General features: G+C 63.0%; 21 protein-coding genes. 7 read left to right on the forward strand and 14 right to left on the reverse strand.

Annotated features, from left to right (window positions below; genetic code table 11):
• Positions 1-65: 65 nt before the first annotated feature.
• The 6 genes from NLY36_RS26750 to NLY36_RS26775 form a co-directional block, all read right to left on the reverse strand.
• Positions 66-1,043, reverse strand: a complete 978-nt coding sequence (locus NLY36_RS26750) for a small ribosomal subunit Rsm22 family protein (RefSeq protein ID WP_023685683.1) — start codon at positions 1,041-1,043, stop codon at positions 66-68.
• A gap of 157 nt (positions 1,044-1,200) precedes the next feature.
• Positions 1,201-2,550 (reverse strand): cyclopropane fatty acid synthase, encoded by a 1,350-nt coding sequence (locus NLY36_RS26755; protein WP_023735490.1) that lies wholly within the window; start codon positions 2,548-2,550, stop codon positions 1,201-1,203.
• A gap of 185 nt (positions 2,551-2,735) precedes the next feature.
• The gene (gene rplI / locus NLY36_RS26760; RefSeq protein WP_023735489.1) at positions 2,736-3,323 is read right to left on the reverse strand and encodes a 50S ribosomal protein L9; all 588 of its coding nucleotides are present in this window, start codon (positions 3,321-3,323) and stop codon (positions 2,736-2,738) included.
• Between the two features lie 266 nt (positions 3,324-3,589).
• Positions 3,590-3,838 carry a 30S ribosomal protein S18 gene (gene rpsR, locus NLY36_RS26765; RefSeq protein WP_006203718.1) on the reverse strand — a complete coding sequence of 83 codons (249 nt, stop codon included), beginning with the start codon at positions 3,836-3,838 and terminating at the stop codon, positions 3,590-3,592.
• Positions 3,838-4,338, reverse strand: a complete 501-nt coding sequence (gene rpsF / locus NLY36_RS26770; protein ID WP_023672722.1) for a 30S ribosomal protein S6 — start codon at positions 4,336-4,338, stop codon at positions 3,838-3,840. Before rpsF ends, rpsR begins: the two co-directional genes overlap by 1 nt.
• Before the next feature lie 311 nt (positions 4,339-4,649).
• Positions 4,650-6,578 (reverse strand): LTA synthase family protein, encoded by a 1,929-nt coding sequence (locus NLY36_RS26775; protein ID WP_023735488.1) that lies wholly within the window; start codon positions 6,576-6,578, stop codon positions 4,650-4,652.
• 277 nt (positions 6,579-6,855) lie between these two features.
• On the opposite strand from NLY36_RS26775, the gene fabD reads away from it, so the two are divergent.
• The 7 genes from fabD (at position 6,856) to gmk (ending at position 13,648) form a co-directional block, all read left to right on the forward strand.
• Positions 6,856-7,803 (forward strand): ACP S-malonyltransferase, encoded by a 948-nt coding sequence (fabD, locus tag NLY36_RS26780; RefSeq protein ID WP_023735487.1) that lies wholly within the window; start codon positions 6,856-6,858, stop codon positions 7,801-7,803.
• A gap of 60 nt (positions 7,804-7,863) precedes the next feature.
• Complete coding sequence (gene fabG / locus NLY36_RS26785; protein WP_023705359.1) at positions 7,864-8,601, forward strand: 3-oxoacyl-[acyl-carrier-protein] reductase; 738 nt, start codon at positions 7,864-7,866, stop codon at positions 8,599-8,601.
• Positions 8,602-8,822: 221 nt separating this feature from the next.
• Positions 8,823-9,059 (forward strand): acyl carrier protein, encoded by a 237-nt coding sequence (locus NLY36_RS26790; protein WP_006203723.1) that lies wholly within the window; start codon positions 8,823-8,825, stop codon positions 9,057-9,059.
• 34 nt (positions 9,060-9,093) lie between these two features.
• Positions 9,094-10,356 (forward strand): beta-ketoacyl-ACP synthase II, encoded by a 1,263-nt coding sequence (gene fabF / locus NLY36_RS26795; protein ID WP_023685687.1) that lies wholly within the window; start codon positions 9,094-9,096, stop codon positions 10,354-10,356.
• 201 nt (positions 10,357-10,557) lie between these two features.
• Complete coding sequence (mltG, locus tag NLY36_RS26800) at positions 10,558-11,814, forward strand: endolytic transglycosylase MltG (RefSeq protein ID WP_023715070.1); 1,257 nt, start codon at positions 10,558-10,560, stop codon at positions 11,812-11,814.
• A gap of 262 nt (positions 11,815-12,076) precedes the next feature.
• The gene (locus NLY36_RS26805; protein ID WP_023695597.1) at positions 12,077-12,967 is read left to right on the forward strand and encodes a YicC/YloC family endoribonuclease; all 891 of its coding nucleotides are present in this window, start codon (positions 12,077-12,079) and stop codon (positions 12,965-12,967) included.
• Between the two features lie 6 nt (positions 12,968-12,973).
• A complete protein-coding gene (gene gmk / locus NLY36_RS26810; RefSeq protein WP_023672729.1) occupies positions 12,974-13,648 on the forward strand; it encodes a guanylate kinase in 675 nt (224 codons plus the stop codon).
• Between the two features lie 84 nt (positions 13,649-13,732).
• Here gmk and NLY36_RS26815 read toward each other — a convergent pair whose 3' ends face one another.
• The 8 genes from NLY36_RS26815 to lptF form a co-directional block, all read right to left on the reverse strand.
• Entirely contained in the window at positions 13,733-14,311 is a 579-nt protein-coding gene (locus tag NLY36_RS26815; RefSeq protein ID WP_023695596.1) for a Fic/DOC family protein, read from the reverse strand.
• A gap of 9 nt (positions 14,312-14,320) precedes the next feature.
• Positions 14,321-14,524 (reverse strand): hypothetical protein, encoded by a 204-nt coding sequence (locus NLY36_RS26820; protein WP_023693963.1) that lies wholly within the window; start codon positions 14,522-14,524, stop codon positions 14,321-14,323.
• 114 nt (positions 14,525-14,638) lie between these two features.
• Positions 14,639-15,478: a 16S rRNA (adenine(1518)-N(6)/adenine(1519)-N(6))-dimethyltransferase RsmA gene (gene rsmA, locus NLY36_RS26825; RefSeq protein ID WP_023695595.1), complete on the reverse strand. Its 840-nt coding sequence runs from the start codon at positions 15,476-15,478 to the stop codon at positions 14,639-14,641.
• Between the two features lie 25 nt (positions 15,479-15,503).
• On the reverse strand, positions 15,504-16,532 hold the full coding sequence (gene pdxA, locus NLY36_RS26830; protein WP_031199443.1) for a 4-hydroxythreonine-4-phosphate dehydrogenase PdxA: 1,029 nt from the start codon (positions 16,530-16,532) through the stop codon (positions 15,504-15,506).
• 12 nt (positions 16,533-16,544) lie between these two features.
• Positions 16,545-17,474, reverse strand: coding sequence for a peptidylprolyl isomerase (locus NLY36_RS26835; protein ID WP_023695593.1), 930 nt, complete (start codon positions 17,472-17,474; stop codon positions 16,545-16,547).
• A 90-nt stretch (positions 17,475-17,564) separates the two neighbouring features.
• A complete protein-coding gene (locus NLY36_RS26840; RefSeq protein ID WP_023695592.1) occupies positions 17,565-19,997 on the reverse strand; it encodes an LPS-assembly protein LptD in 2,433 nt (810 codons plus the stop codon).
• Positions 19,997-21,079, reverse strand: coding sequence for an LPS export ABC transporter permease LptG (lptG, locus tag NLY36_RS26845; protein WP_023695591.1), 1,083 nt, complete (start codon positions 21,077-21,079; stop codon positions 19,997-19,999). Before lptG ends, NLY36_RS26840 begins: the two co-directional genes overlap by 1 nt.
• A 2-nt stretch (positions 21,080-21,081) precedes the next feature.
• Positions 21,082-22,281, reverse strand: a complete 1,200-nt coding sequence (gene lptF / locus NLY36_RS26850; protein ID WP_023672737.1) for an LPS export ABC transporter permease LptF — start codon at positions 22,279-22,281, stop codon at positions 21,082-21,084.
• Positions 22,282-22,287: the final 6 nt, after the last annotated feature.

Here is a 22,287-nt window from a genome sequence, read left to right on the forward strand (position 1 = left end):
GGTTGACTCAGAAAGGCGCTGACTTTTATCCGAGTCGTTGGAACAGAGCAAGAACAATCTGGTGATTATCCGCTTCTTCCGTCCAATGTATCGCCCCAGTCCAGTCGCCGCGCTGCCTTGAACAACTCGCCCTCGCGCTTGGTGAAAAGTGTCTCGCCGGCGCCGCCATCCGGCTGGCACAGTTTGAGCAGCACCTTGCCGGAGCCCGATTTCGGCGGCGCAATCACGCGGGGCTGACGTGCAGGCGCGGGTTGCCGCGAAGCCGCGACGTAGATGAATTTCTCGTCCTCCCACGGCACGTCGGCGTCCTTGGCCAGGCGATGCAGGCGCGAGCGGGCGACGCGGCGCGAAAAATGACACCAGTCGGGGGGCTCAAGCGGGCAGGGCGCCTCATGCGGACAAGGCGCCAGCACATGCGCCCCGGCCTCCAGCAATTGCCTGCGCGCTGCCAGGATGCGCTGCCAGCCGGCCGGTGTGCCGGGCTCGACGATCAGCAGTGTGTCGCCGGTCAACTGCCAGAGCCGGCCGACAAGCTTCGGCAGCGATGCCGGCGCGATCTCGTCCAGCACATAGGCGCAGGTGACCAGATCGGCAGGCTTGAGATCGGCAAGGTCGATGGTCACGTCGCCGGCGCGCCAGTCCATCCTGGTGGCGATGGTATCAAGGGCGAGCGACTGGCCAACCTTGCGCACCGCGGCGCTTGCTTCAACCAGAACCGCCTCTTCGAGGTCGGGCCACAGGTCTGTAGTGGCCCAAAGCACCGTGCCAGGACCGGCGCCGACATCGAGCAAGCTCGTTGGCTGGAAATCGGGCCGCGCATAGGCGAGTTCGTCGAGACCGGCCCGTACCGCCGCGTAGGTCGCCGGCAGCCGCGTCGCCAGATAGGCTTTTACCGCCATCTCTTCGGCCATGTGCAGGCGGCCGTCGCGCAATTCGGCGCGGTAGCGGTCAGACAGCGTCTTCGCCGCCTGGCGCAGCACCGCCAGCGGTATCGTTTCGAGCAGGCGCTCGACGCCTTGTCGCAGCGAGGCGGGGAGTTCCACGCTCAGGCTCCGCGTGCCGCGAGCACCGAGGCGCCGGCGAACTCGACAAGGGTGGTGGCGATGGTGGGCAGGCAGGTCATTAAAAAAGGTCTCGCGAGAACGAGACCTTTTTCAGTGTCAGAGCCGTCAATGGCAAGCGGCAATCGCAATCGAGGCGTTATTCGCGATCTGCCACCTTGCGACGGCGCGTTGGCTTGGCCGCAACGGACCTGACAGCAACGGACTTGGCGGCAGCAGACCTCGCGACAGCAGGCTCGGCGGCCGCCGTCTGTTGGCGATGCCCCATCTCGCGCATTTCCAGCGCCTTTTCGCATTTTGCCATGTAGTCGCGCGTCATTGGCAGCGTGTCGTTCTTCTTGGCGATCTGGATCTGGAAGATCACCAGATCCTGCCAGCGGAAGGCGGCTTCCGAAGCCGCCAGATAGAACTCCCACATCCTGCAGAAGCGCTCGTCATAGATGGCCTTGGCCTTGTCGCGGTTGGCGGCAAAGCGCTGGCCCCAATGCTTCAGCGTATCGGCATAGTGCAGCCGCAGAATCTCGATGTCAGTGACCACAAGCCCCGACTTCTCGATCGCCGGCATCACCTCCGACAGCGAGGGAATGTAGCCGCCCGGAAAAATGTACTTGCGGATAAAGGCGCTGGTCGCCCACGGCACGCCGGAGCGGCCGATCGTGTGCAAGAGCATGACGCCGTCGGGCTTCAACAGCGTCGCCGACTTGTCGAAGAAGGTGCGGAAGTGGTTGACGCCGACATGCTCGAACATGCCGACCGAGACGATGCGGTCGAAGCGTTCGTTGAGCTCGCGGTAGTCCTTGAGGTCGAAATGCACGCGGTCCTGCAAGCCTTGCGCATGCGCCCGGTCGGTGGCGACGCCGTGCTGCTCGGTCGACAGCGTCACGCCTTGCACGTCGACATCGAAAGCCTTGGCGAGATAGAGGCCGAGTCCACCCCAGCCGGAGCCGATATCGAGCACGGTCTGGCCGGCCTTCAGCCTGAGCTTGGCGGCGATATGGCGTTTCTTGGCCATCTGCGCCTCGTCGAGCGTCATGTCCGGCTGTTCGAAGTAGGCGCAGGAATACTGCATGTCGTCGTCGAGGAAGAGCCGGTAGAGGTCACCCGACAAGTCATAGTGGCGCTGCACGTTGCGGCGCGCCCGTGATGCGGTGTTGATCTGCTGCAGGCGGCGAAAGGCGTGGCGCAGACCCTCGATAGCCTTCGACCAGGTGGCGTCGATACCGCCGCTGCCCATGTTCTGGAAGGCGATGCGCATCATACCCAGTACGCCGCCCTCGATGATGTCGAGTTCGCCGTCCATGTAGGCTTCCGGCACCGCCAGCATCGGATCGAAGGTAATGGCGCGCTCGGCATGCGCGGTCTTGATGTGCATGTGAACCGGCTCGCCGCTGCCGTCGCCGAAAACCACTGTCGAGCCCTTCGGCCCGGTGACTTTCAGATTGCCCGTACGTACCAGGCGGTCGAGAACGCGCTTCAACAGAATATTCATCACCAAATGTCCCCTCACGGTCAGACTGGCGGACCAATTCTGCAACAATATATAGGGGTTCGAAAAGTTCCATTTGGCACAAAAATGCCCGGGCGAGAGGCCCGGGCATTGGTCCAGAAAGGCTGGATGACGAGGAAGTGATTGGAGCGCTGCTCCCCTCGCTTCCCGATCAGGCCCGTACGGGATCAGGCGTTGTCTTCTTCGCCGCCTTCGAACTCGGTGTTCGGGTCGAAGAAGTTCTCCGGCCGTGCGTTGTCGTTGATGTCATCGCCATAGATGGCTTCGGCGGTGGTCAGCGTCTCGCCCTTGGCCTGGCGCTCGGCTTCGTCGGCCGTGCGGGCGATGTTGAGGCTGATGGTGACCTCGACTTCCGGATGCAGCGCAATCGCCACATTGGTGACGCCGATAGTCTTGATCGGCTGGTTGAGCTGGATCTGGTTGCGGTTGACCGAGAACCCTTCGGCGGTCAGCAGGTCGGCGATGTCGCGGGTCGACACCGAACCGTAGAGCTGGCCTGTCTCGCCGGCCGAACGTACGGCGATGAAGCTCTTGCCGTCGAGCTTTTCGGCAACCTGGCTGGCTTCCGACTTGCGCTCGAGGTTGCGGGCTTCGAGCTGCGCGCGCTGTCCTTCGAACTTCTTCTTGTTGGCTTCGTTGGCGCGCAGCGCCTTGCCCTCCGGCAAGAGGAAGTTGCGGGCAAAGCCGTCCTTGACCTTGACGGTATCGCCCATCTGGCCGAGGCGGGAAACGCGTTCGAGAAGAATCACTTGCATGGTCTTGTTCCTTCGTCTGGGCACCGACCGCGGGATCGGCGCCGAATTGAATGGAACAGGTCAGGAAGCTCTGAGCGCCTTGGCGCCGGTGTCGCTGTCCTGCCTGTCGCGGCAGTTAGAGGCTTTTCACCTCAACTCGGGATTTCAATGCACGTCGCCAAGAGTGGTCCCGGTTTTGGGACAACGACATGCATCATCAAATTACCCCTGCGGCGCCCGTCGCCGTGGGAGAAGGAAGCAGGCGGCGAACCGCCCGCTCGAAAGTCTTAGCGAACCACGTAGGGCAGCAGGCCGAGGAAGCGGGCGCGCTTGATCGCCTTGGCGAGTTCGCGCTGCTTCTTCTGGCTGACGGCGGTGATGCGCGACGGCACGATCTTGCCGCGCTCGGAAATGTAGCGCTGCAGAAGACGCACGTCCTTGTAGTCGATCTTGGGCGCGTTGGCGCCGGAGAACGGGCAGGTCTTGCGGCGGCGATGGAACGGGCGCCGGGTCGGGATCTGATTGATGTCGACCATTATTCTGCACCTCCTTCAACGCCTTCGCGCGGACGGCGCGGACCACGATCACCACCGGCGTCGCCAAATGAGCGCGGCGGACGATCGCCACGGTCGCCGCGATCACGGTCGCCGAACGAGCGCGGACCACGATCACCACGGTCGCGGTCGCCGAAGCCGCCGCGTTCCGAGCGCTCTTCGCGCTTCTGCATCATGGCCGACGGGCCTTCCTCATGCGCCTCGACCTTGACGGTCAGGAAACGCAGCACGTCCTCGGACAGGCCCATCTGGCGCTCCATCTCGTTGAGCGCTGCCGGCGGGCAGTTGAGGTCCATAAGCGTGTAGTAAGCCTTCCGGTTCTTGTTGACCCGGTAGGTGAGGGACTTCAGTCCCCAGTTCTCGACCCGGCCGACGGACCCGCCATTTGCGGAGATGACGCCCTTGTACTGTTCGACAAGCGCATCGACCTGCTGCTGCGAGAGGTCCTGCCGGGCAAGGAACACATGTTCGTATAGAGCCATAGTGGTTCAGTGCCTTTCTTCGTTTCTCTCCCGGATCCTCGCGGCAAAAGCCTCTGCAACTTCTCTGACCCGCTGATCCCGAAGGGGCGGGGAAGAAAGGAGCATTTCGAGACGGTCGAGAGCGGAGACACGGGAGGCGGAAGCGCTTCTGGCTTCACACGAAGGTTTTGGGTAAAACCTCCGGCCCTCCGTTCAGCCCCCAGCAAGGACCGGCAGATTGCGGGCGTCTATATAGCAATTTGGCTGGAAGGCAAGGGTAACGCATGCTCCGGGCAGCGTCCTGGCGTCGCAGGGTTGGAAAAGACCAGGCATCAACTCGTATGCGGGGTACGACCGTTGATCGTTTCGGGGAAGAATTCCGGAGCCGCCTTACGCTTGCCGAACATCATATCGTATTGCAGCAGGCGGAAATCGTTGATCGCCGGATCGATGTCCTTCTGCCGCGCCCAGTCCGCCGTGGCCTCACCTGACGGTGTCAGAAGCAGATTGCGATCCACGACGCGATAGCGTTCGCGCAGCGCGCCTAAGAAGCCGGTATAGTAGGGGTGCGTGATCCCGGCCGTGGTAAGGATATGGTAGGGCAGGAAGGCCGGGCTCACCGCGCCCATATCCTGCGCCGGACCGGTGCGGTTAGACCAGATGACCAGCGGCGTCTGATGATGCTCCAGTGCCGCCTCCGGCGTCGGTTCCTTGCGCGGCGCGACATTGTCCTTCAGGTAACCGGTTTCGACATAGACGGGGCCGAGCGGCGGCAGATGGTCGCCGAAGAAGGCGATGACCGTCGGCCGCTCGCGCTTCTTCGCCCATTCGATCAATCGTTCGAGGCCACGGTCGGCATCGGCGGAGCCTTCGGCGTAGCTGAGCAGCGATTCCCGCGCCCATGTGCTGATCGGTGCCGCGACCTTGTGGGTCGGATTGTAATAGCGGTACGGCTCGTAGGGACCGTGGTTCTGCAGGCTGACGGCGAAGAAGAACACCGGCCGCTCGCTGGCGTCGGCCTCTGCGATGATCTCGTCGGTCATCGAGGCATCGGAAGCCAGCGGCCCGCGCTTTTCCAGTGGCGGCAGCGTCTCTTCCGAGCGGAAATCGTTGAAGCCGAAATCGGCATAGACGGCGCCCCTGTTCCAGAACCAGTTGGTGCCCGGATGGATGGCGCGCGCCCGGTATCCCTCGCTTTTCAGGAAGGTCGCCAGCGACGGCGTCGGCGTGCGCACATATTGCTGATAGGGGATCGAGCCCGCCGGCAGGAAGGCATTGGAAAAGCCGGTCAGCGCCTCGAATTCGATGTTGGCGGTCATGCCGCCGAATTCCGGCGAGAACATATAGCCGGAACGCAGCGCCCGCACATTGGGGATCGGGTCAGGCGTGATTGTGACGCCGGGCAGCTTGGTCGGATCCCAGAAAGATTCGCTCATCACCACGATGATGTCGGGTTTCTCATCCGGTACCGAGGCCGTCACATCAGGCCTGTCGATCGCGTCGATCGCCTTGTCGGAATAGCCCGCCGGCGCCGAGACATGCGCCATCGGCACGTTGAGCGCGAAGGCCAGCGCAAACCCGTTGGAGGCGTAGTTCTCCTTCTGGTCCCACATGATCGGGATGATCTGCAGCCGGTCGCGGGTCCACGAGAAGGTGGCGTAGTCCATGATCGAGACGAAGAAGGCGAGCAGCGGCACTGCCAGCGTCAGCCGCGCCAGCCGCCCTTTGCGGCTGAGGATCGGAACCTTGCGGCGCCACAACCGCCAGCCATAGATCAGCAGCGACAGGCCGGCGACGATGCCGACCGCCATGGCGAGCGCCGTCCAGGGCCGTTCGCGCACCAGGAGCGGCATCAGTGCCATGATCTGGCGCGAATAAAGAAAATCGGTTGGGTAGAGTGGATCGCCGAGATAATGCGACTTCTGATGCCCGACAAAGGCCAGCGCCAGCGTCAGCGGCGCCACGATCATCAGGCTCTGGTGACTGCGGCCAAGCACGGCGTCCAGTCCCATCAGCACCAATGCAAAGACAATGATGGTGGTCCAGCCCGGCTTGAATGGCTGCAGGAAGAAGTCGACCGTGCCGAAGAAGTCGCCCCGCACGATCCATTCGATGGCGAACACCAGGATGGCGGAGGCAAGCAGCGTGACCATACCGTAGCGGATGACCGGCCATCTGCGCCCCGGCAGGTAGCCGGTGGACGGATCGTCTTCCAAGAACTGTGGCGCGGGTACGGCCGCGCCCTTCCTGATCCTAGCCACGTCTCTTCCCCCGGCCCAAGCAACGCGTATTTCCACTCGCGCCACCGTTCTGTCATAGAACTGTCATGCAAAAGCTAGCGCCTGTGGCGAAAATAAGAAGAGCCAGCAAACGATTCGTGAGCGGTTTTCATCAGGTGTGATCGGCAAAAAGCCTTTGGGAACAGGGACTCGAGGTCAGCTCCGGTTCAAGCGAGAGCCGAAATGCCGCCTTCGGGCTTGACTTGACGGTCCGCCTTGCGTCACAGGCAGGAAAAATCAGCCGCTGGAGAGCGCCCAAATGGCCGTCGCATTCACCTTTCCGGGACAGGGCAGCCAGGCTGTCGGCATGGGCAAGGACCTCGCCGACGCCTTCCCCGAGGCACGCAGGGTGTTCGAGGAAGTCGATGATGCGTTGGGCGAAGAGCTGTCGAAACTGATCTGGGAAGGCCCGGAAGAGGCGCTGACCCTGACTGCCAATGCCCAGCCGGCGCTGATGGCGGTCTCGCTGGCGGGAATCCGCTCGCTGGAAGCGCGCGGCTTTTCGCTGAAGGACAAGGTTGCCTACGTTGCCGGTCATTCGCTCGGCGAATATTCCGCCCTTGCCGCGGCCGGTTTCGTTTCGGTCGCCGATGCTGCCCGGCTGCTGCGCATCCGCGGCAACGCCATGCAGGCGGCGGTGCCGGCCGGCGAGGGCGCCATGGCGGCGATCATCGGACTGGAACAGCCCGACGTCGAAGCCGCTTGCACCGAGGCCGCAACGGGATCCGGCCAGGTCTGCCAGATCGCCAACGACAATGGCGGCGGCCAGCTGGTGATCTCCGGCGCCAGGGCGGCGGTGGAACTCGCCGCGAAACTGTGCACCGAAAAGGGCGCCAAGCGGGCGCTGATGCTGCAGGTCTCCGCACCCTTCCATTCGGCGCTGATGGCGCCGGCGGCCGATGTCATGCGCGAGGCGCTGGCCGGGGTGACCAAGAATGCACCGGTGGTGCCCGTCGTCTCCAACGTCACTGTAGTCCCGACCAGCGACCCCGACGAGATCGCGCGCCGCCTGGTCGAGCAGATCACCGGCCGCGTGCGCTGGCGCGAAACGGTGGAGTGGTTCGGCGCCAATGGCGTCGCCACGCTGTTTGAGATCGGCGCCGGCAAGGTGCTTTCCGGCCTGGCGCGGCGGATCAGCCGCGACATCGCCACATCGGCCGTCGGCACGCCGGCCGATGTCGAGGCGGCGCTGGCCGCGCTTGCATAATCCACTGGCGATTCAACCCCTCCCGTGGGAAGGGTGTTCTCTTAAGATCAGGAGACGAAAATGTTCGAACTGACCGGCCGCAAGGCGCTCGTCACCGGCGCATCGGGCGGCATTGGCGAGGCGATTGCCCGGGTGCTGCATGCGCAAGGCGCCATTGTCGGCTTGCACGGCACCCGCGTCGAGAAACTGGAGACCCTGGCCGGCGAACTCGGCGACCGGGTAAAGCTGTTCCCGGCCAATCTTGCCGACCGTGACGAGGTCAAGGCGCTTGGCCAGAAGGCCGAAGCCGAACTCGAAGGCGTCGACATACTGGTCAACAATGCCGGCATCACCAAGGACGGCCTGTTCGTGCGCATGGCGGACGCGGATTGGGACAGCGTGCTGGAGGTGAACCTCACCGCCGTGTTCCGGCTGACCCGCGAGCTGACCCATCCGATGATGCGCCGCCGCCATGGCCGCATCATCAACATCACCTCGGTGGTCGGCGTCACCGGCAATCCTGGCCAGACCAATTATTGCGCCTCCAAGGCCGGCATGATCGGCTTTTCCAAGTCGCTGGCGCAGGAGATCGCCACCCGCAACATCACCGTCAACTGCGTCGCCCCGGGCTTTATCGAATCGGCCATGACCGACAAGCTCAACGACAAGCAGAAAGACGCGATAATGGCCGCGATCCCGACGCGCCGCATGGGCACGAGTGTTGAAGTGGCGTCGGCCGTCGCCTATCTCGCCTCCAACGAGGCAGCCTACGTCACCGGCCAGACCATCCATGTCAACGGTGGCATGGCCATGATCTGACAGGATATTGCCGGGTGATAAGAAGACATGGCCGGCTTGTGAAAAGAGACCATTTCGCCTTGGACCTCGGCCATTTTTCGTGTAATGCGGCCCGCAACCCGGCGGTTCGGGCAAAAACCGGTCCGGCATCGTTGCGTTTCCGGCAGGACCATCTTTCAGCTTGATTAGCGGCATTCTGCCCGTTAACGAAGACAGACAAACAAAAGACGAGGATGCCCCAAATGAGTGACACCGCAGAGCGCGTCAAGAAGATCGTCATCGAACATCTTGGCGTCGATGCCGACAAGGTGACGGAGCAGGCGAGCTTCATCGATGATCTGGGCGCGGACAGCCTCGACACGGTCGAACTCGTCATGGCCTTCGAAGAAGAGTTCGGCGTCGAGATTCCGGACGATGCGGCCGAGACCATCCTGACCGTCGGCGATGCCGTGAAGTACATCGACAAGGCTTCGGCCTGACACTATCCGCAGTCATCACCGGGGAGGACCTGCGATGAGGCGTGTCGTCGTCACGGGCCTTGGCCTGGTTTCGCCGTTCGGCATGGGCTTCGAGCACAGCTGGAAGGAACTTCTGACCGGCCGCAGCGCCGCCAAGCGCGTCACCGAGTTCGAAGTGGAAGATCTTGCCTGCAAGATCGCCCACGTCATTCCTCGCGGTGACGGCACCAACGGCACGCTCAATCCCGAAGCCGTGCTCGAGCCCAAGGAACTGCGCAAGATCGGCGACTTCATCCTTTACGGGATTGCGGCCGCCGACGAAGCGCTGAAGGATTCCGGCTGGGAGCCCAGCACCGAAGCCGAGCGCTGCGCCACCGGCGTCATGATCGGCTCCGGCATCGGCGGCCTCGAGGGCATCGCCGAGAACGCTATCATCCTGAAAGAGCGCGGACCGCGCCGTATCAGTCCATTCTTCATTCCCGGCAACATTATCAACCTGGTATCTGGCCAGGTATCGATCCGGCATGGGCTGAAAGGCCCCAACCACGCCGTCGTCACCGCCTGCTCGACCGGCGCGCACGCCATTGGCGATGCCGCCCGGCTGATCATCTTCGGCGATGCCGACGTGATGCTGGCCGGCGGCGCGGAATCGCCGGTGACCAGACTATCGCTTGCCGGCTTCGCTGCTTGCCGGGCACTGTCCACCGACCGCAACGACACGCCTGAGAAGGCCTCGCGTCCCTATGACCGCGACCGTGACGGCTTCGTCATGGGCGAGGGCGCCGGGGTCGTCGTGCTGGAAGAACTCGAACACGCCAAGGCGCGCGGCGCCAAGATCTATGCCGAGGTCACCGGCTACGGCCTGACCGGCGATGCCTATCACATCACTGCACCGGCCGAAGACGGCGACGGCGCCTTCCGCTGCATGACGGCGGCGCTGAACCGGGCCAAGCTGACGCCCGCCGACGTCGACTACATCAACGCGCACGGCACCTCGACCATGGCCGACACGATCGAACTCGGCGCCGTCGAGCGGCTGGTCGGCAACGCCGCCTCGAAAATCTCGATGTCGTCGACCAAGTCGTCGATCGGCCATCTCCTGGGTGCGGCGGGTGCCGCCGAGGCGATCTTTTCGATCCTCGCTATCAGAGACAACATCGCGCCAGCCACCATCAATCTTGACAACCCGGAACGCGAAACCGCGATCGATCTTGTTCCGAACACGCCACGGCATCGCCAGGTCGACGTGGCGCTGTCCAACTCCTTCGGCTTCGGCGGCACCAACGCTTCGCTGGTATTCCAGCGTTATACAGGCTGATTGCGGTATCGACCGGCGCGCCAGCGGTCTGTCGTCAATTTTGCCATATTCAAGCCTACTCTGCCGCTGGGGATTCGTCGCATCGGCCTGAAACCGAAGGCGCTTTTTTAAAAGCACGATGCGTAGGCTTGAAATGTTAGGGCACGCTGTGAGTCCAATCGGGCGCATGGTCGCTCTAAGAGATCAGATGGTAGGGCGCTAATGAACACCAATCCGGGCGGCAGCGGACAATTCGGACAAAACCAGCAGACCGGCCCGATCGTGCCGAAGACCGCGGCCGAAGCTTTGCGCCCGGAAGCCGGCACACCACCACCAAAGCGCTCGCGCGCCTCGCGCAGCCAAGTCGTCGTGTTCATGAACTTCGTCATCTCCGCGGTGATGTTGATGATCCTCGCCGCCGGCGTTTCGCTCTATTTCGGCAAGCAGGCATTCAACGAACCGGGCCCGTCGGTGGCCGGCGACACCTTCCTGGTCAAGCCGAGCACCGGCGTCCAGGATATTGCCGACCAGCTCGAACGGCGTGGGCTGATCAGCGATGCCCGCATCTTCCGCATCGCCGTGCGGGTCTATGGCAATGATTCAGCGCTGAAGGCAGGCGAATACGAGATAAAGCCGCGCGCCTCCATGCGCGACATCATGGAGCTTCTGAAGAGCGGCAAGTCGGTGATGTACTCGCTGACCATTCCCGAGGGCCTGACGGTCGAGCAGGCGCTGCAGCGCATCGCCGAGCAGGATGCGCTGACCGGCGACATGCCGGCCGCCAAGCCGGCTGAGGGCAGCCTCGCCACCGACACGCTGCGCTTTACCCGCGGCGCCACGCGCCAACAGATGGTCGACAAGCTGCTCGCCGACCAGAAGAAGCTGGTCGACGAGGTCTGGCAGCGGCGCGCGCCCGACCTGCCTCTGGCCAATGTCGACGACTTCGTCACCTTGGCCTCGATCGTCGAAAAGGAAACCGGCCGGGGCGACGAGCGCTCGCGCGTTGCCGCCGTCTTCCTCAACCGTCTGGCCAAGGGCATGCGGCTGCAATCCGATCCGACCATCATTTACGGCCTGTTCGGCGGCAAGGGCAAACCCGCCGACCGGCCGATTTATCAATCTGACATCCAGAAACAGACGCCTTACAACACCTATCTTATCAATGGCCTGCCGCCGACGCCGATCGCCAATCCCGGCCGCGCCGCGCTCGAAGCCGTCGCCAACCCGTCGAAGACCGATGATCTCTATTTCGTCGCCGACGGCACCGGCGGCCACGTCTTTGCCACCACGCTTGCCGAGCACAATGAGAACGTTGCCCGCTACCGGGCACTGCAGAAGAAGCAGGCTGAAGACGCCGCCAAGGGCGCCAAGACTCCGGGCCAGACCGATGCGCCGGCGGATGGCGACGACAACGGTGACGCAAGTGGCGATGCCGCCGGTGACAGCGGTGATGCCGGCGATACGGGTGCCGCCCAGTAGCAGGCCGGCGCTTTCAGACGGATCGACCTTAAGCGATGCGGACAGAGGCGGACGCGCTGCTGCTTTGAACGAGTAGCGGGGTTCGAAGCGTTTTCGGTCTTGCTCGGGTGCCTCTGAATCTCGATTTCAGCCCTGCGAGATCGAAACGACAGCGGAAATCAACATCTTGCCGGTATTGCGATTCTGACATTCGCGCTGCCCGTGATATCGAACGCATGCGCAATTGTTAGAATCGGACCATCAGGGAGACACGAGCCGCATCATGAATTTGCAGAGCATGACCGGATTTGCACGCACTGTTGCCGAACATGACGGCGCCTCGATCGCCTGGGAGGTCAAGTCGGTCAACGGCAAGAGCGTCGAGGTCAGGTTGCGGCTGCCGCAAGGTTTCGAGCGGCTCGAACCGACTGTGCGGCAGACGCTGCAGAAGCGCTTTTCGCGTGGCAATTTCCAGGCGACGCTGACCGTCGGCCGCGCCGCCGGCCAGCAGGCGCAGCCAGTGGTCAACGAAGCCTTCCTCAGGGATCTGGCGGGCTTGGCCAAGCGGCTGCAGGACCAGTTCGGTGTTGGTCCGGCAACTGCCGACGGTCTGCTTTCCCTGCGCGGCGTGCTCGATATCCCTGAAACCAGCGAAACCGAGGAGGTGCGGGCAGCACTCGACGCGTCAATCCTGTCGGCGCTGGAAACGGCGCTTACAGGCCTCGAGCAGGCACGCCAGAGCGAGGGCGAAGCGCTGCGTTCGCTGCTTTCCGGCCATATCGACGCCATCGAGGCGTTGACGCTTCAAGCCGAGGCCGACCCGTCGCGCGAGCCGGCGGCAATCCGCGAGCGGATCGCCGAACAGGTGCGGCTGCTGATGGATGCGTCGGCCAATCTCGATGCCGGCCGGCTGCACATGGAAGCGGCGTTCCTGGCTACCAAGGCCGATATCCGTGAAGAGATCGACCGGCTGAAGACGCATGTGGCGTCGGGCAGAGCGCTGCTGGCAAATGGCGGCGCCATCGGCCGCAAGCTCGATTTTCTGGCGCAGGAATTCAACCGCGAATCGAATACGCTGTGTTCCAAGTCGAACGCCGCCACTGTCACCGCCATCGGGCTGGAACTGAAGGCGGTGGTCGACCAGTTTCGCGAACAGGTCCAGAATCTGGAGTAAACCCGAATGGGTGGCAAGGAGCCGATGGTTGCCAGGGATCTCGGATCCCGCATTCGCCGCCGCGGGCTGATGCTGGTCCTGTCGTCGCCGTCGGGCGCCGGCAAGTCGACGATCGCGCGCAACCTGCTGGAAAGCGACGGCAGCCTGGAATTATCGGTCTCGGTCACCACCAGGCCACGCCGCGGCTCGGAGATCGAGGGCGTCCACTATCACTTCCGCACCACGCGCGAGTTCGAGCGGCTGCGCGATTCCGACGCGTTGCTCGAATGGGCCGAGGTGCACGGCAATTGCTACGCGACGCCGCGCGAGCCGGCCGAACTGGCGCTGGCGCAGGGCCGTGACATGCTCTTCGACATCGACTGGCAAGGCGCCCAGCAGCTCAAGGAGAAGATGCGCGCCGACATCGTCTCGATCTTCATCCTGCCGCCGTCGATGAAGGAATTGAAGTCGCGCCTCAAGCGCCGCGCCGAGGACCAGGAGCACGTGATCGAGACCAGGCTGAAGAACGCCCGCAACGAGATCGAGCACTGGAAGGAATATGACTTTGTCATCGTCAACGACGATCTCGACCGCGCCTTCGCCGAAGTGCGTGGCATCGTGACGGCGGAAAGGCTGCGGCGCGACCGCCGGCCCGGGCTGTTCGATTTCGTCTCGGGGTTGCTGGACGAGAAGACGGAATAGGCAGCTGTCGTTCCCCGATGGCCGGCTGTCCCATGAAGGCGTCTTTGGCAAACGATCTGGCAATATGGACGCTGTGGGCATCTGTTACTGGCTGGCGATATCTTTTATGAGTTCTGCAAATGGGGTTTCCTCGCCGGCAAAGCTCTCAATCATCGGATTCAGGACGTTTTCGCGACCGAGCATATCGGCATTGAATGGGAATCCCGCATTCTCCATCAGCATTGCCAGAAAGGTAAGCTGCGTGCGGCCGTTGCCTTCGCGAAACGGGTGGACGGCATTGATTTCGGCCAAAACATGCGCGGCCCGAACGGCGAAGGCGTCGAGGTCGAGTTCGCAGAGATAATCACCGTCGGCGAGTTCGCCGAAAATTCTATGCATTTCCTGGTTGATATACTCAGGATAGCAGAACCAGTTGCCCCCCTTGCCGATGCGGATGGCGCGAACCTCTCCCGCCCATTCATAAACGTCCTGGAACAGGTGATGATGGACAGCCTTGTAGTGCACGAAATCCAGACGGCCTGCGGGGATATGTTCGTCGGCCCTGGTCAGGAAAAGTGCCAACTCGAATTCATCGAATTGGGCCTGGTCTTTGATATTCAGCCTGTTGCGGAGAACGGTCGTGCCTGGGTAGCACAGCGGATCATGTTCAGCGGCATAGACCACCTGCCGATCCTACTTCTTGCGGGTTACTTGGTCCTTGATAAGCGCCCTGCGCTCATCCCCGCTCAGGCCGCGCTCACGGCTTTCCTTCAGAATGAAGCCCATACGTTGCGATAGCTTCAAGCCTTCAACCGCGCTGATTTTTTCGCCCCTGCCGCTGGTCAGGACAAACTGGCCATTTTGGGTCGGCCGGAGGCTTGAGGTACTCTTTTTCATATGACGACAATATCACGCTCGGCGACTCACCGGCAACTGCATGCCGCTATATGCTGCTTGTCATCGCTGTCACACAGGATGCGATTTGGGTCCACGGCCGCGCTAGCGCGCCGGTCAAACCGCGTTTGTCAGCCGCACGAATTCCTCGACGCTGAGCGTCTCCGCACGCCGGGTCGGATCGATGCCGGCGCGCGTCAGCAGTGCCTCGCCACCCAGGCTCTTCACGCTCTGCCGCAGCATTTTCCGGCGCTGGCCGAAAGCGGCTTCGGTGACGCGACCGAGTTTTTTCACGTCGGTTGACAAAGGGCTGGCGCGCGGCACCAGATGCACCACCGACGACGTTACCTTGGGTGGCGGCGTGAACGCTTGCGGCGGCACGTCGAAGGCGATCCTCGCCTCGGTCCGCCAGCCCGCCAGGACGCCGAGCCGGCCATAAGCATCGCTGCCGGCACCGGCGACAATGCGCTCGGCCACCTCGCGCTGGAACATCAGCGTCATCGATTGATAGAAGGGTGGCCAGTCCGCCACGGTCAGCCAACGGATCAACAGCTCGGTGCCGATATTGTAGGGCAGGTTGGCGGCAATCCTCACGGGGCCGCTGCCTTGTGACGCGGCTTTGGCAAGAGTGGCAAAATCCGTCTTCAACGCGTCGCCGCTGATCACCTCGAGCCGGCCCGGATAGTGGTTGGAGACCTCGGCCAAGGCGGCAAGGCAGCGTTCGTCGCGCTCGATGGCGACGACGCGACGGGCACCGGCAGAGAGCAGCGCCCTGGTCAGCCCGCCGGGGCCGGGGCCGACCTCGATGACCGTGCTGTCGCTGAGGTCGCCGGCTACCCGCGCGATCTTGCCGGTCAAATTGAGGTCGAGCAGGAAATTCTGGCCAAGCGCCTTCTTTGCCTGCAGTCCATGGCGCTCGATCACCTCGCGCAGCGGCGGCAGCCCGTCAATGCTCATGAATTTTGGGCTCATGATTTTTGGCTCATGCAACTGCGGGCTTTGCGCCGGTATCGGCCAGCCGGCGGGCCAGCTTCAGCGCCGCGATCAGGCTGTCGGGACGTGCGATGCCCTTGCCGGCGATGTCGAAGGCTGTGCCGTGATCGGGCGAGGTGCGGATGAACGGCAGGCCGAGTGTGACGTTGACCGCCTCGTCGAAGGCCAGCGCCTTGGCCGGGATCAACGCCTGGTCGTGATACATGCAGACCGCCACGTCATAGCCGGCGCGGGCGCGCGCATGAAACATCGTATCGGCCGGCAGCGGCCCGAAGGCATCGATGCCTTGCGCCCGCAACATGTCGACCGCAGGACGGATGATGCGCTCGTCCTCTGTTCCCATGGCGCCGCTTTCGCCGGCATGCGGATTGAGGCCGGCAAGCGCGAGCCTCGGCCTGGCGATGCCGAAACGGCGTGCAAGATCGCCGGCGGTGATGCGCGCGATGGCAACGATCAGCTCCGTCGTCAGCGTCTTCGGCACCTCGGCCAGCGCGATGTGGATGGTGACCGGAACGGTGCGCAATTCGGGGCCGGCGAGCAGCATCACCGGCGTCACCGTGCCGCCGGTGTGGAGCGAGGCCAGATGCGCCAGATATTCGGTGTGACCGGGAAAGCCGAAGCCGGCATCGTAAAGCGGCTTCTTCGCGATCGGACAGGTGACGACCGCGGCCGCGTGACCGGCAAGGCAGTCGGCGACGGCGCGATCGATGGCCTCGATGATGCCGGCGGCATTGGCCGGGTCGGGCCGGCCGGGATCGTCGGTGAAGTGGGCCGCCAGCGGCACCACGGGCAAGGCGTGTCGAAAGACACCAGCTGCTTGGGCCGGCACCGTCTCGGCGATTGCCACCGCCGCGCCGAGCCGGCGCGCCCGCGCGGCAATCAGCGCCGGATCGGCGAGAAGATAGAAGGGCGCGGCACCGGAACCGCGGGCGCTCTGCCACGCGGCAATGGCGATTTCCGGACCGACGCCGGATGGATCGCCGACGCTCAGCGCCAGCGGAAGCTCTGTCTCACGCACGGCTGGGCCGGTTCAGCGCGTAACGATCTTGGCTTTCGCCTTCAGCTCTTCGACATATTTGGCCGAGAGCTCGTCGGCGTTCTTGTCGCCGCTGCCTTCGCTCTGGAACACCATCTGGGCCGCCTTGTCGTCGGAAACCTCTCGCGACGAGCAGATGCCGATGAATTCAATGCCGCGATCGGTCTCGCGCACGGCCGTGGCGCCGCCCAGCTTGGTGGCCTTGATCTGCTCGGCCCAGTCCGGCGGCAGTTGCGGCGCCAGCAATCGGGGGAGGTCGCGAACGGTGACGTCGATCAGGCCCTTGGCGAATTCACGCGTGGTGTTGCAGCCATTGAAGCGGGCGCGCATGGCTTCAGCCTCGCGCTTGCGTTTGGCGAGTGTGGCACTGCGCTCGGCCTTCGGCACCACGAAGATCACCTGCTGCAGCATGTACTCGGTGGCGCTTGGCTTGGCGCCGCCTTTTTCGAGCATGCGCTTGACCAGATCCTGTTCGCTCACCTCCCCGCCGCCGCCGCTGTAGCGTGCGCTCAGCGCCTGGTTCCACGCCATCTGGGAGCGGATGAATTCCTTGAAATGCTCCTTGGTCACGCCGGACTGCGCCATGACACCGTCGAGCTGCTTGAGCTGCATCTTGTTGCTCGAGGCAAAGCGCTGATAGGCAGCCTCTACCTGGGCGTCGGAGATGCGGATGCCGAGACGCCTGGCCTCCGCCATGCGCAGCGTCTGGTCGATCATTTCCTGACCCGCGTCACCCTTCTTGCGCTGCAGTTTCAGGAAGGCAGCCCGGTGCGCGATGTCGCCGGTGGTGATCGGCATGTTGTTGACGACATACTTGATTTCACTGGCGAACGCCGGCGGTACCATCATGGTGACAGAGACCGAGGTCGCCGCCAACAGGAGCGCGAATCCTGCCGAAAACAGGTATTTCCTCATCGAAAGCATCCCAATTCTACCCGGTTTTGGCCGATTCCAGCCCGATATTGGCGAAATCCGTGCCCGCTTTATGCGGCAAAACGATGTCGTCAGCCGGCTCTACTGGATGGAGTCGATCGAGCTTTGGGACGAGCCGAAATCGCCGAGCGTGCGGAACGACAGGTTGAAGCCGACATTCTGCGACACTTCCTTGGTGTTGATGTCGCGTGATTCCGAGTACGTCATCAGGTAGGTGAAGCAGGAATCATTGTAGGCAAAGCCGACGCCGTCCTTGACCAGCACGCTTTGTTGCAGGTCGTAGGTGCCGGTGCCGAAGACGCGCCAGTTTTCGGCCAGGTGTGTCGAGGCGCCGAGCGTGACTTCGTGGCGGTCGGTGGTGAAACCATAGAGCGGCTGAGCCTGGATGAAGGCGTATTTGGCGCTCAGCGAAACCGGCAGCCCGGAATAGGCGGCCTTCACCTCGGCACGGCGAACTTCGAAGGTCTGCTCGTCGAAGCGGCCGCTGAGCGAACCGGAGAAGCCGCTCGGGCTGCTGAAGCCGACAAGGCCGACATAGTCGGAGGTCGAAGTCTCCAAGCCGGAATCGGCGCCCGCATTGACCAGATCCGGTGAATCGAACGAGTTGCGCCCGCCCAACTGGTAGGATTGGCCGAAGATCGCGTTGGTGCCCCAGCCATCGTCGTAGGCGCCGGAATAGCGGAACCCGACATTGGCGCGGCTGCCGCCTTCGACGCGGTCGTAGCCGGAGAACTTGTCGCGCTCGAACAGCGTCGTGGCGTCGAAGACGAAGCTCTGTGCATCCTCGTTGGGAACGGCGAGCCCGCCGACATACTGCTCATTCGGGCGCATGAAGACCTGCGCCATCGGCTCGACGATATGGCTGGAGCCGGTCATCGAGAACAGCACCGGCCAGCGCATCTCAAGGCCGGCGGTCGCCATGTAACGGGCGAAGGAAGACCGCATGTCGTCGGCGGCACCGACATTCGTTGCCATCTGGTTTACCGCAGTCAGCGAAGCCGAAGAAGCGTTGAGATAGTCGACGTCGCCCTGCAGAGCCAGAAGGGGCGTCAACTGCAATCCGCCGTCCGTGGTGAAGGTACGCTTCCATTCGGCTTCGGCGGTGAGGCGACCGGATTCGCCCTCGATGCCGCGCACGCGCTGGACGCCGGAGCCCGGCACGTAGGGCGTAAAATAGGCCTGATCGAGATCGTCGCGGCGAATGACTCGTGCATTGACGTTGAACGACAGCTGGCCGCCGGCCACCGACATGTCGGGGATGTAGGCATAGTCGAGCGACGGCAACACCCAGGGCTGCTTGTCGCTGCGCGATGCGACGTTGCCGTCCGGTGTGTTTTCCTGAACCTGGAAGCGCATGGCGCGCACATCGAAATAATTGCGGTCGTTTAGGCCGGTCAGGTAGACCGACGATTGATGCACGGCGTCGTTGTAGCCTTCGATCGTGTAGGTACGCGAAAAATTCTTGTCGGTCTGAAGCAGGATATCCCAGCCGAAGTCCCAGCGCGGATTGATGGCGAACTGGCCTTTGGTGCCCATCATCCCGCGGAATTTGTTCGGATCGCCTGCTGGCCCCGAATTGACATTGTAGCCGCCGGGGAAAGCCGCGAAATCACGGAAAGCGCCAGGGTCCTGCTGGTTGATTCCGGCAAGCTTCAGCGTGTATTGGCCATTGTTGAAGCGCTGGCGCCACTCGGCCTCGCCGAGGAAACCCTGCTTGGTGTAGCCGCTGCCAGTAACGGTGAGGTCATAGGTCGGCGACAGGGCAAAATAGTAGGGGACTTTGACGCCGACGCCGAGACGGTTGTTGTAGCCGATGCTGGGGATCAGGAAACCGCTTTTGCGCTTGACCGTAGGGTCGGCGATCTCGAACGCCGGCAGATAAGCCAGCGGGAAACCGAAGAATTCGAAATTCGCGTTCTCGAAGCGAACCGTTTTCTTTTCGCCGTTCCAGATGATCTTCCTGGCTTTGATCCGCCAGGTCGGCGCCTTGTCCGGCTTGTCTTCGCAAGGCTCGCAGGCCGTATAGACGCCGTTGTGGAACGTTGTCAGCACGCCGCCCATGCGCTCGGCGCTTTCGGCGGCGAAATAGGCTTTTTCGGGCGTTTCGACGCGCAGCGCATTGACGAAACCGTCAGCGAAATCGTCGGTAATGTCGATATGCTGCGAGTTGATCTTGGTGCCGTCGCTGTTGACGATCTCGACATTGCCGCTGGCAACCAGCCGCTTGGTGTTTCGATCATAGACGACGCGCTGGGCGACGAGCTTGTTGCCGCCATAGTCGATCTGGACGCCGCCGATGGCGGTGACCGTCTGGTTGTCGTTGTTATAGACGAGCGTGTCGGCCGCCAGCAGCATCTGGGAGCCGGAGGGAACCTTCGTTGCCACGTCGGTAACGTCCTGCGCCAGCGCAGGGCCCGTCAGCACGCCGCAGGCGAGCAGGCATGCCAAGGCGCTCGCCGAATAGAGGCGCGCCAAACCGGCCTGCCTATGGCTGCGCAAAGCCGCCTCCCTCACTAGCCGTCTTCCTTGTATAGCAGGAATGTCACCCCAAAGAACATAGCCACGACAACCGGAACCCATGCAGCCACGGCTGTGGGCACGAATCCCGCAACGCCGAATGCCTTGACCAATACCGAAACGACATAAAGCAGAAAGCCGGCGAGGACGCCACCCAGAATCATCGTTGCCGACTGCCCCATCCTCGCAAATCGCATTGAAACTGTTGCGGCAATCAGCGTCATGGCCACAAGCAGGAACGGTAACGCCACCAGCGAATCGAACTGCATGGCGAAGGCATTTGCCTTGAGGCCGAAGGAGCGGGCAACCTCAATCTTGCCGGGAAGGTCGTAAAACGGGATGGTTTCGGGGCGCGCCAGCCGTTCCTGCACGAATTCCGGCTTGAGGTTGGTCGGCAACTGGTCGGTCGTTTCGGAACGGATGTTGCCGTCCTTGAACACCTTGACGTCCTGCAATTCCCAGTAGCCGTCGCGCAGAAAGGCCCGGGCGGCGTCCTTGCGCTCGACGATATTGCCCTGCGGATCGAGGACGAAGAACACGGTGTCGGCCATTTCCAGGCCCTGGTTCAGGATGGCGCGGGCGCCGATGATGGTATCGCCGGAGTTGGTTTTCTGGCGGATCCACGGCGTGGCATCGGCCGCCACCGCGTTCGAATTGCCGGATCGCAGCTGGTTTTCCATCTGCTCCGACCATGAGAAGCCATGCGCGGCGATCGGATTGAGCACGCCGACCGACAATATGCCGAATAACAGCGCACCGATGCAGCAGGGCAACAGAAACTGCCAGGCCGACACTCCGGCCGAGCGCGCAATCACCAGCTCGTATTTTCGGTTGAGCGAGACCAGCGTCGCCATCGCCGAGAACAGGCCGACGAACGGCACCGTCTGCAGCATGATCATCGGCATCCTCAGCGCCGAGATGGCGACCGCCGTGCCGTAGGTGAAGCCCGGCAGGCCGGTGATGCGGCCGGACAGCTCGGTGAAGTCGATCAGGAACACCAGCGCCAGAAGGCCGATGAAGAACCAGATCGTGATCGACACGTAGCGAAAGAAGAAGTAGCGGCCCAGGGTCCAGCCCATCGTCAGGCTCCCTGGCCGGATGTGTAGCGCCGATTGAGGCGCAGCTTGAGCGCCGTCCAGCCATCGCTGACGCGGCCGGCGAAATTCGTCATCCAGTCGGCCCAGCTGCCGGGCAGTTCCATGCTTCGCGAGGTGACGATGAACCAGATGGCGACCGCCGAGGCGATGACCGGCACGCCATAGACCATATAGGCGTATTGCGGGATCTTGTCGGCCTTGCCGGCGGCAAAGAAGCCCAGCCAGCGCACGAACAGCGCAATGGCGATGGCTGTGATCAGCGGGTGGATGCGCGCCTCGCGGTGTGAGCGCGCATCGCCTGCCACGGCCAGCGCGATCAGCGCGAACACCAGCGAATAGGACCATTCGGAAAAGCGCTGGTCGAGCTCGGCCTTGTAGGCGCCGGGCCTGCGCTGGAAGATCTTGTCGTTCGGATCCGGGTTGAGCAGGTATTGCGTCGTTCGGTCCTTGGGCAGGAGCATGATATCGTTCGCCGCCGACATGAAGGCGGAAAGGTCGAAGGCGTAGGACGTGAAGCGGATGACCGACAGGTCGCCGGTCAGCGTCTTGCGATGAATGACGCCGTCATTCATCATCAGCACCTTCTCGTCACCCTTTTCGACGACGCTGCCGCTCTTGGCATAATAGATCAGATTGGCGCCTTCCTCGCGCGAATCGGCCACGAAGATGCCGCCGAGCCGGTTGTCCGGCAGCCGCTCGCCTATCTGCAGGAACAGCCCGTCGTCGATCTTGCGGAACGTGCCTTCCTGGATGATCAGCGACAAGAGATCGGCGCGCGAGGATGCTATCAGCTGGCGGTTCTTCTGCCTGGCATAGGGTTCGACGCCATTGTCGACCGCGAAGGAAAAGACGCTGGCCGCCAGCGCGATCAGCAGGACCGGCCGCACAATCGTCCAGCGCGAGGCGCCGGCGGCGTTGATGACGGCCAATTCCGAATCGGAGTTCATGACGCTGAGCGTCTGGGCCACCGCCACCACCAGGGCGAATGGCACCACGATCGGGATGATGGTGGGGATGATGAGGCCCGCGACCTCGAAAAAAGTGAGCGCCGATTGGCCACTGTCGGTGACCAGGTCGATGCGGGCAAGCACCTGCGTCGTCCAGACAATGGCCAGCGTCCAGATCAGCGCAGCGAGAAACACCGCCAGTGCGCGACGCATGATGTAGCGTTCAACGACCTTCATGTAAGG

This window comes from Mesorhizobium sp. C399B, from assembly GCF_030323185.1.
Classification (GTDB): Bacteria; Pseudomonadota; Alphaproteobacteria; order Rhizobiales; family Rhizobiaceae; genus Mesorhizobium.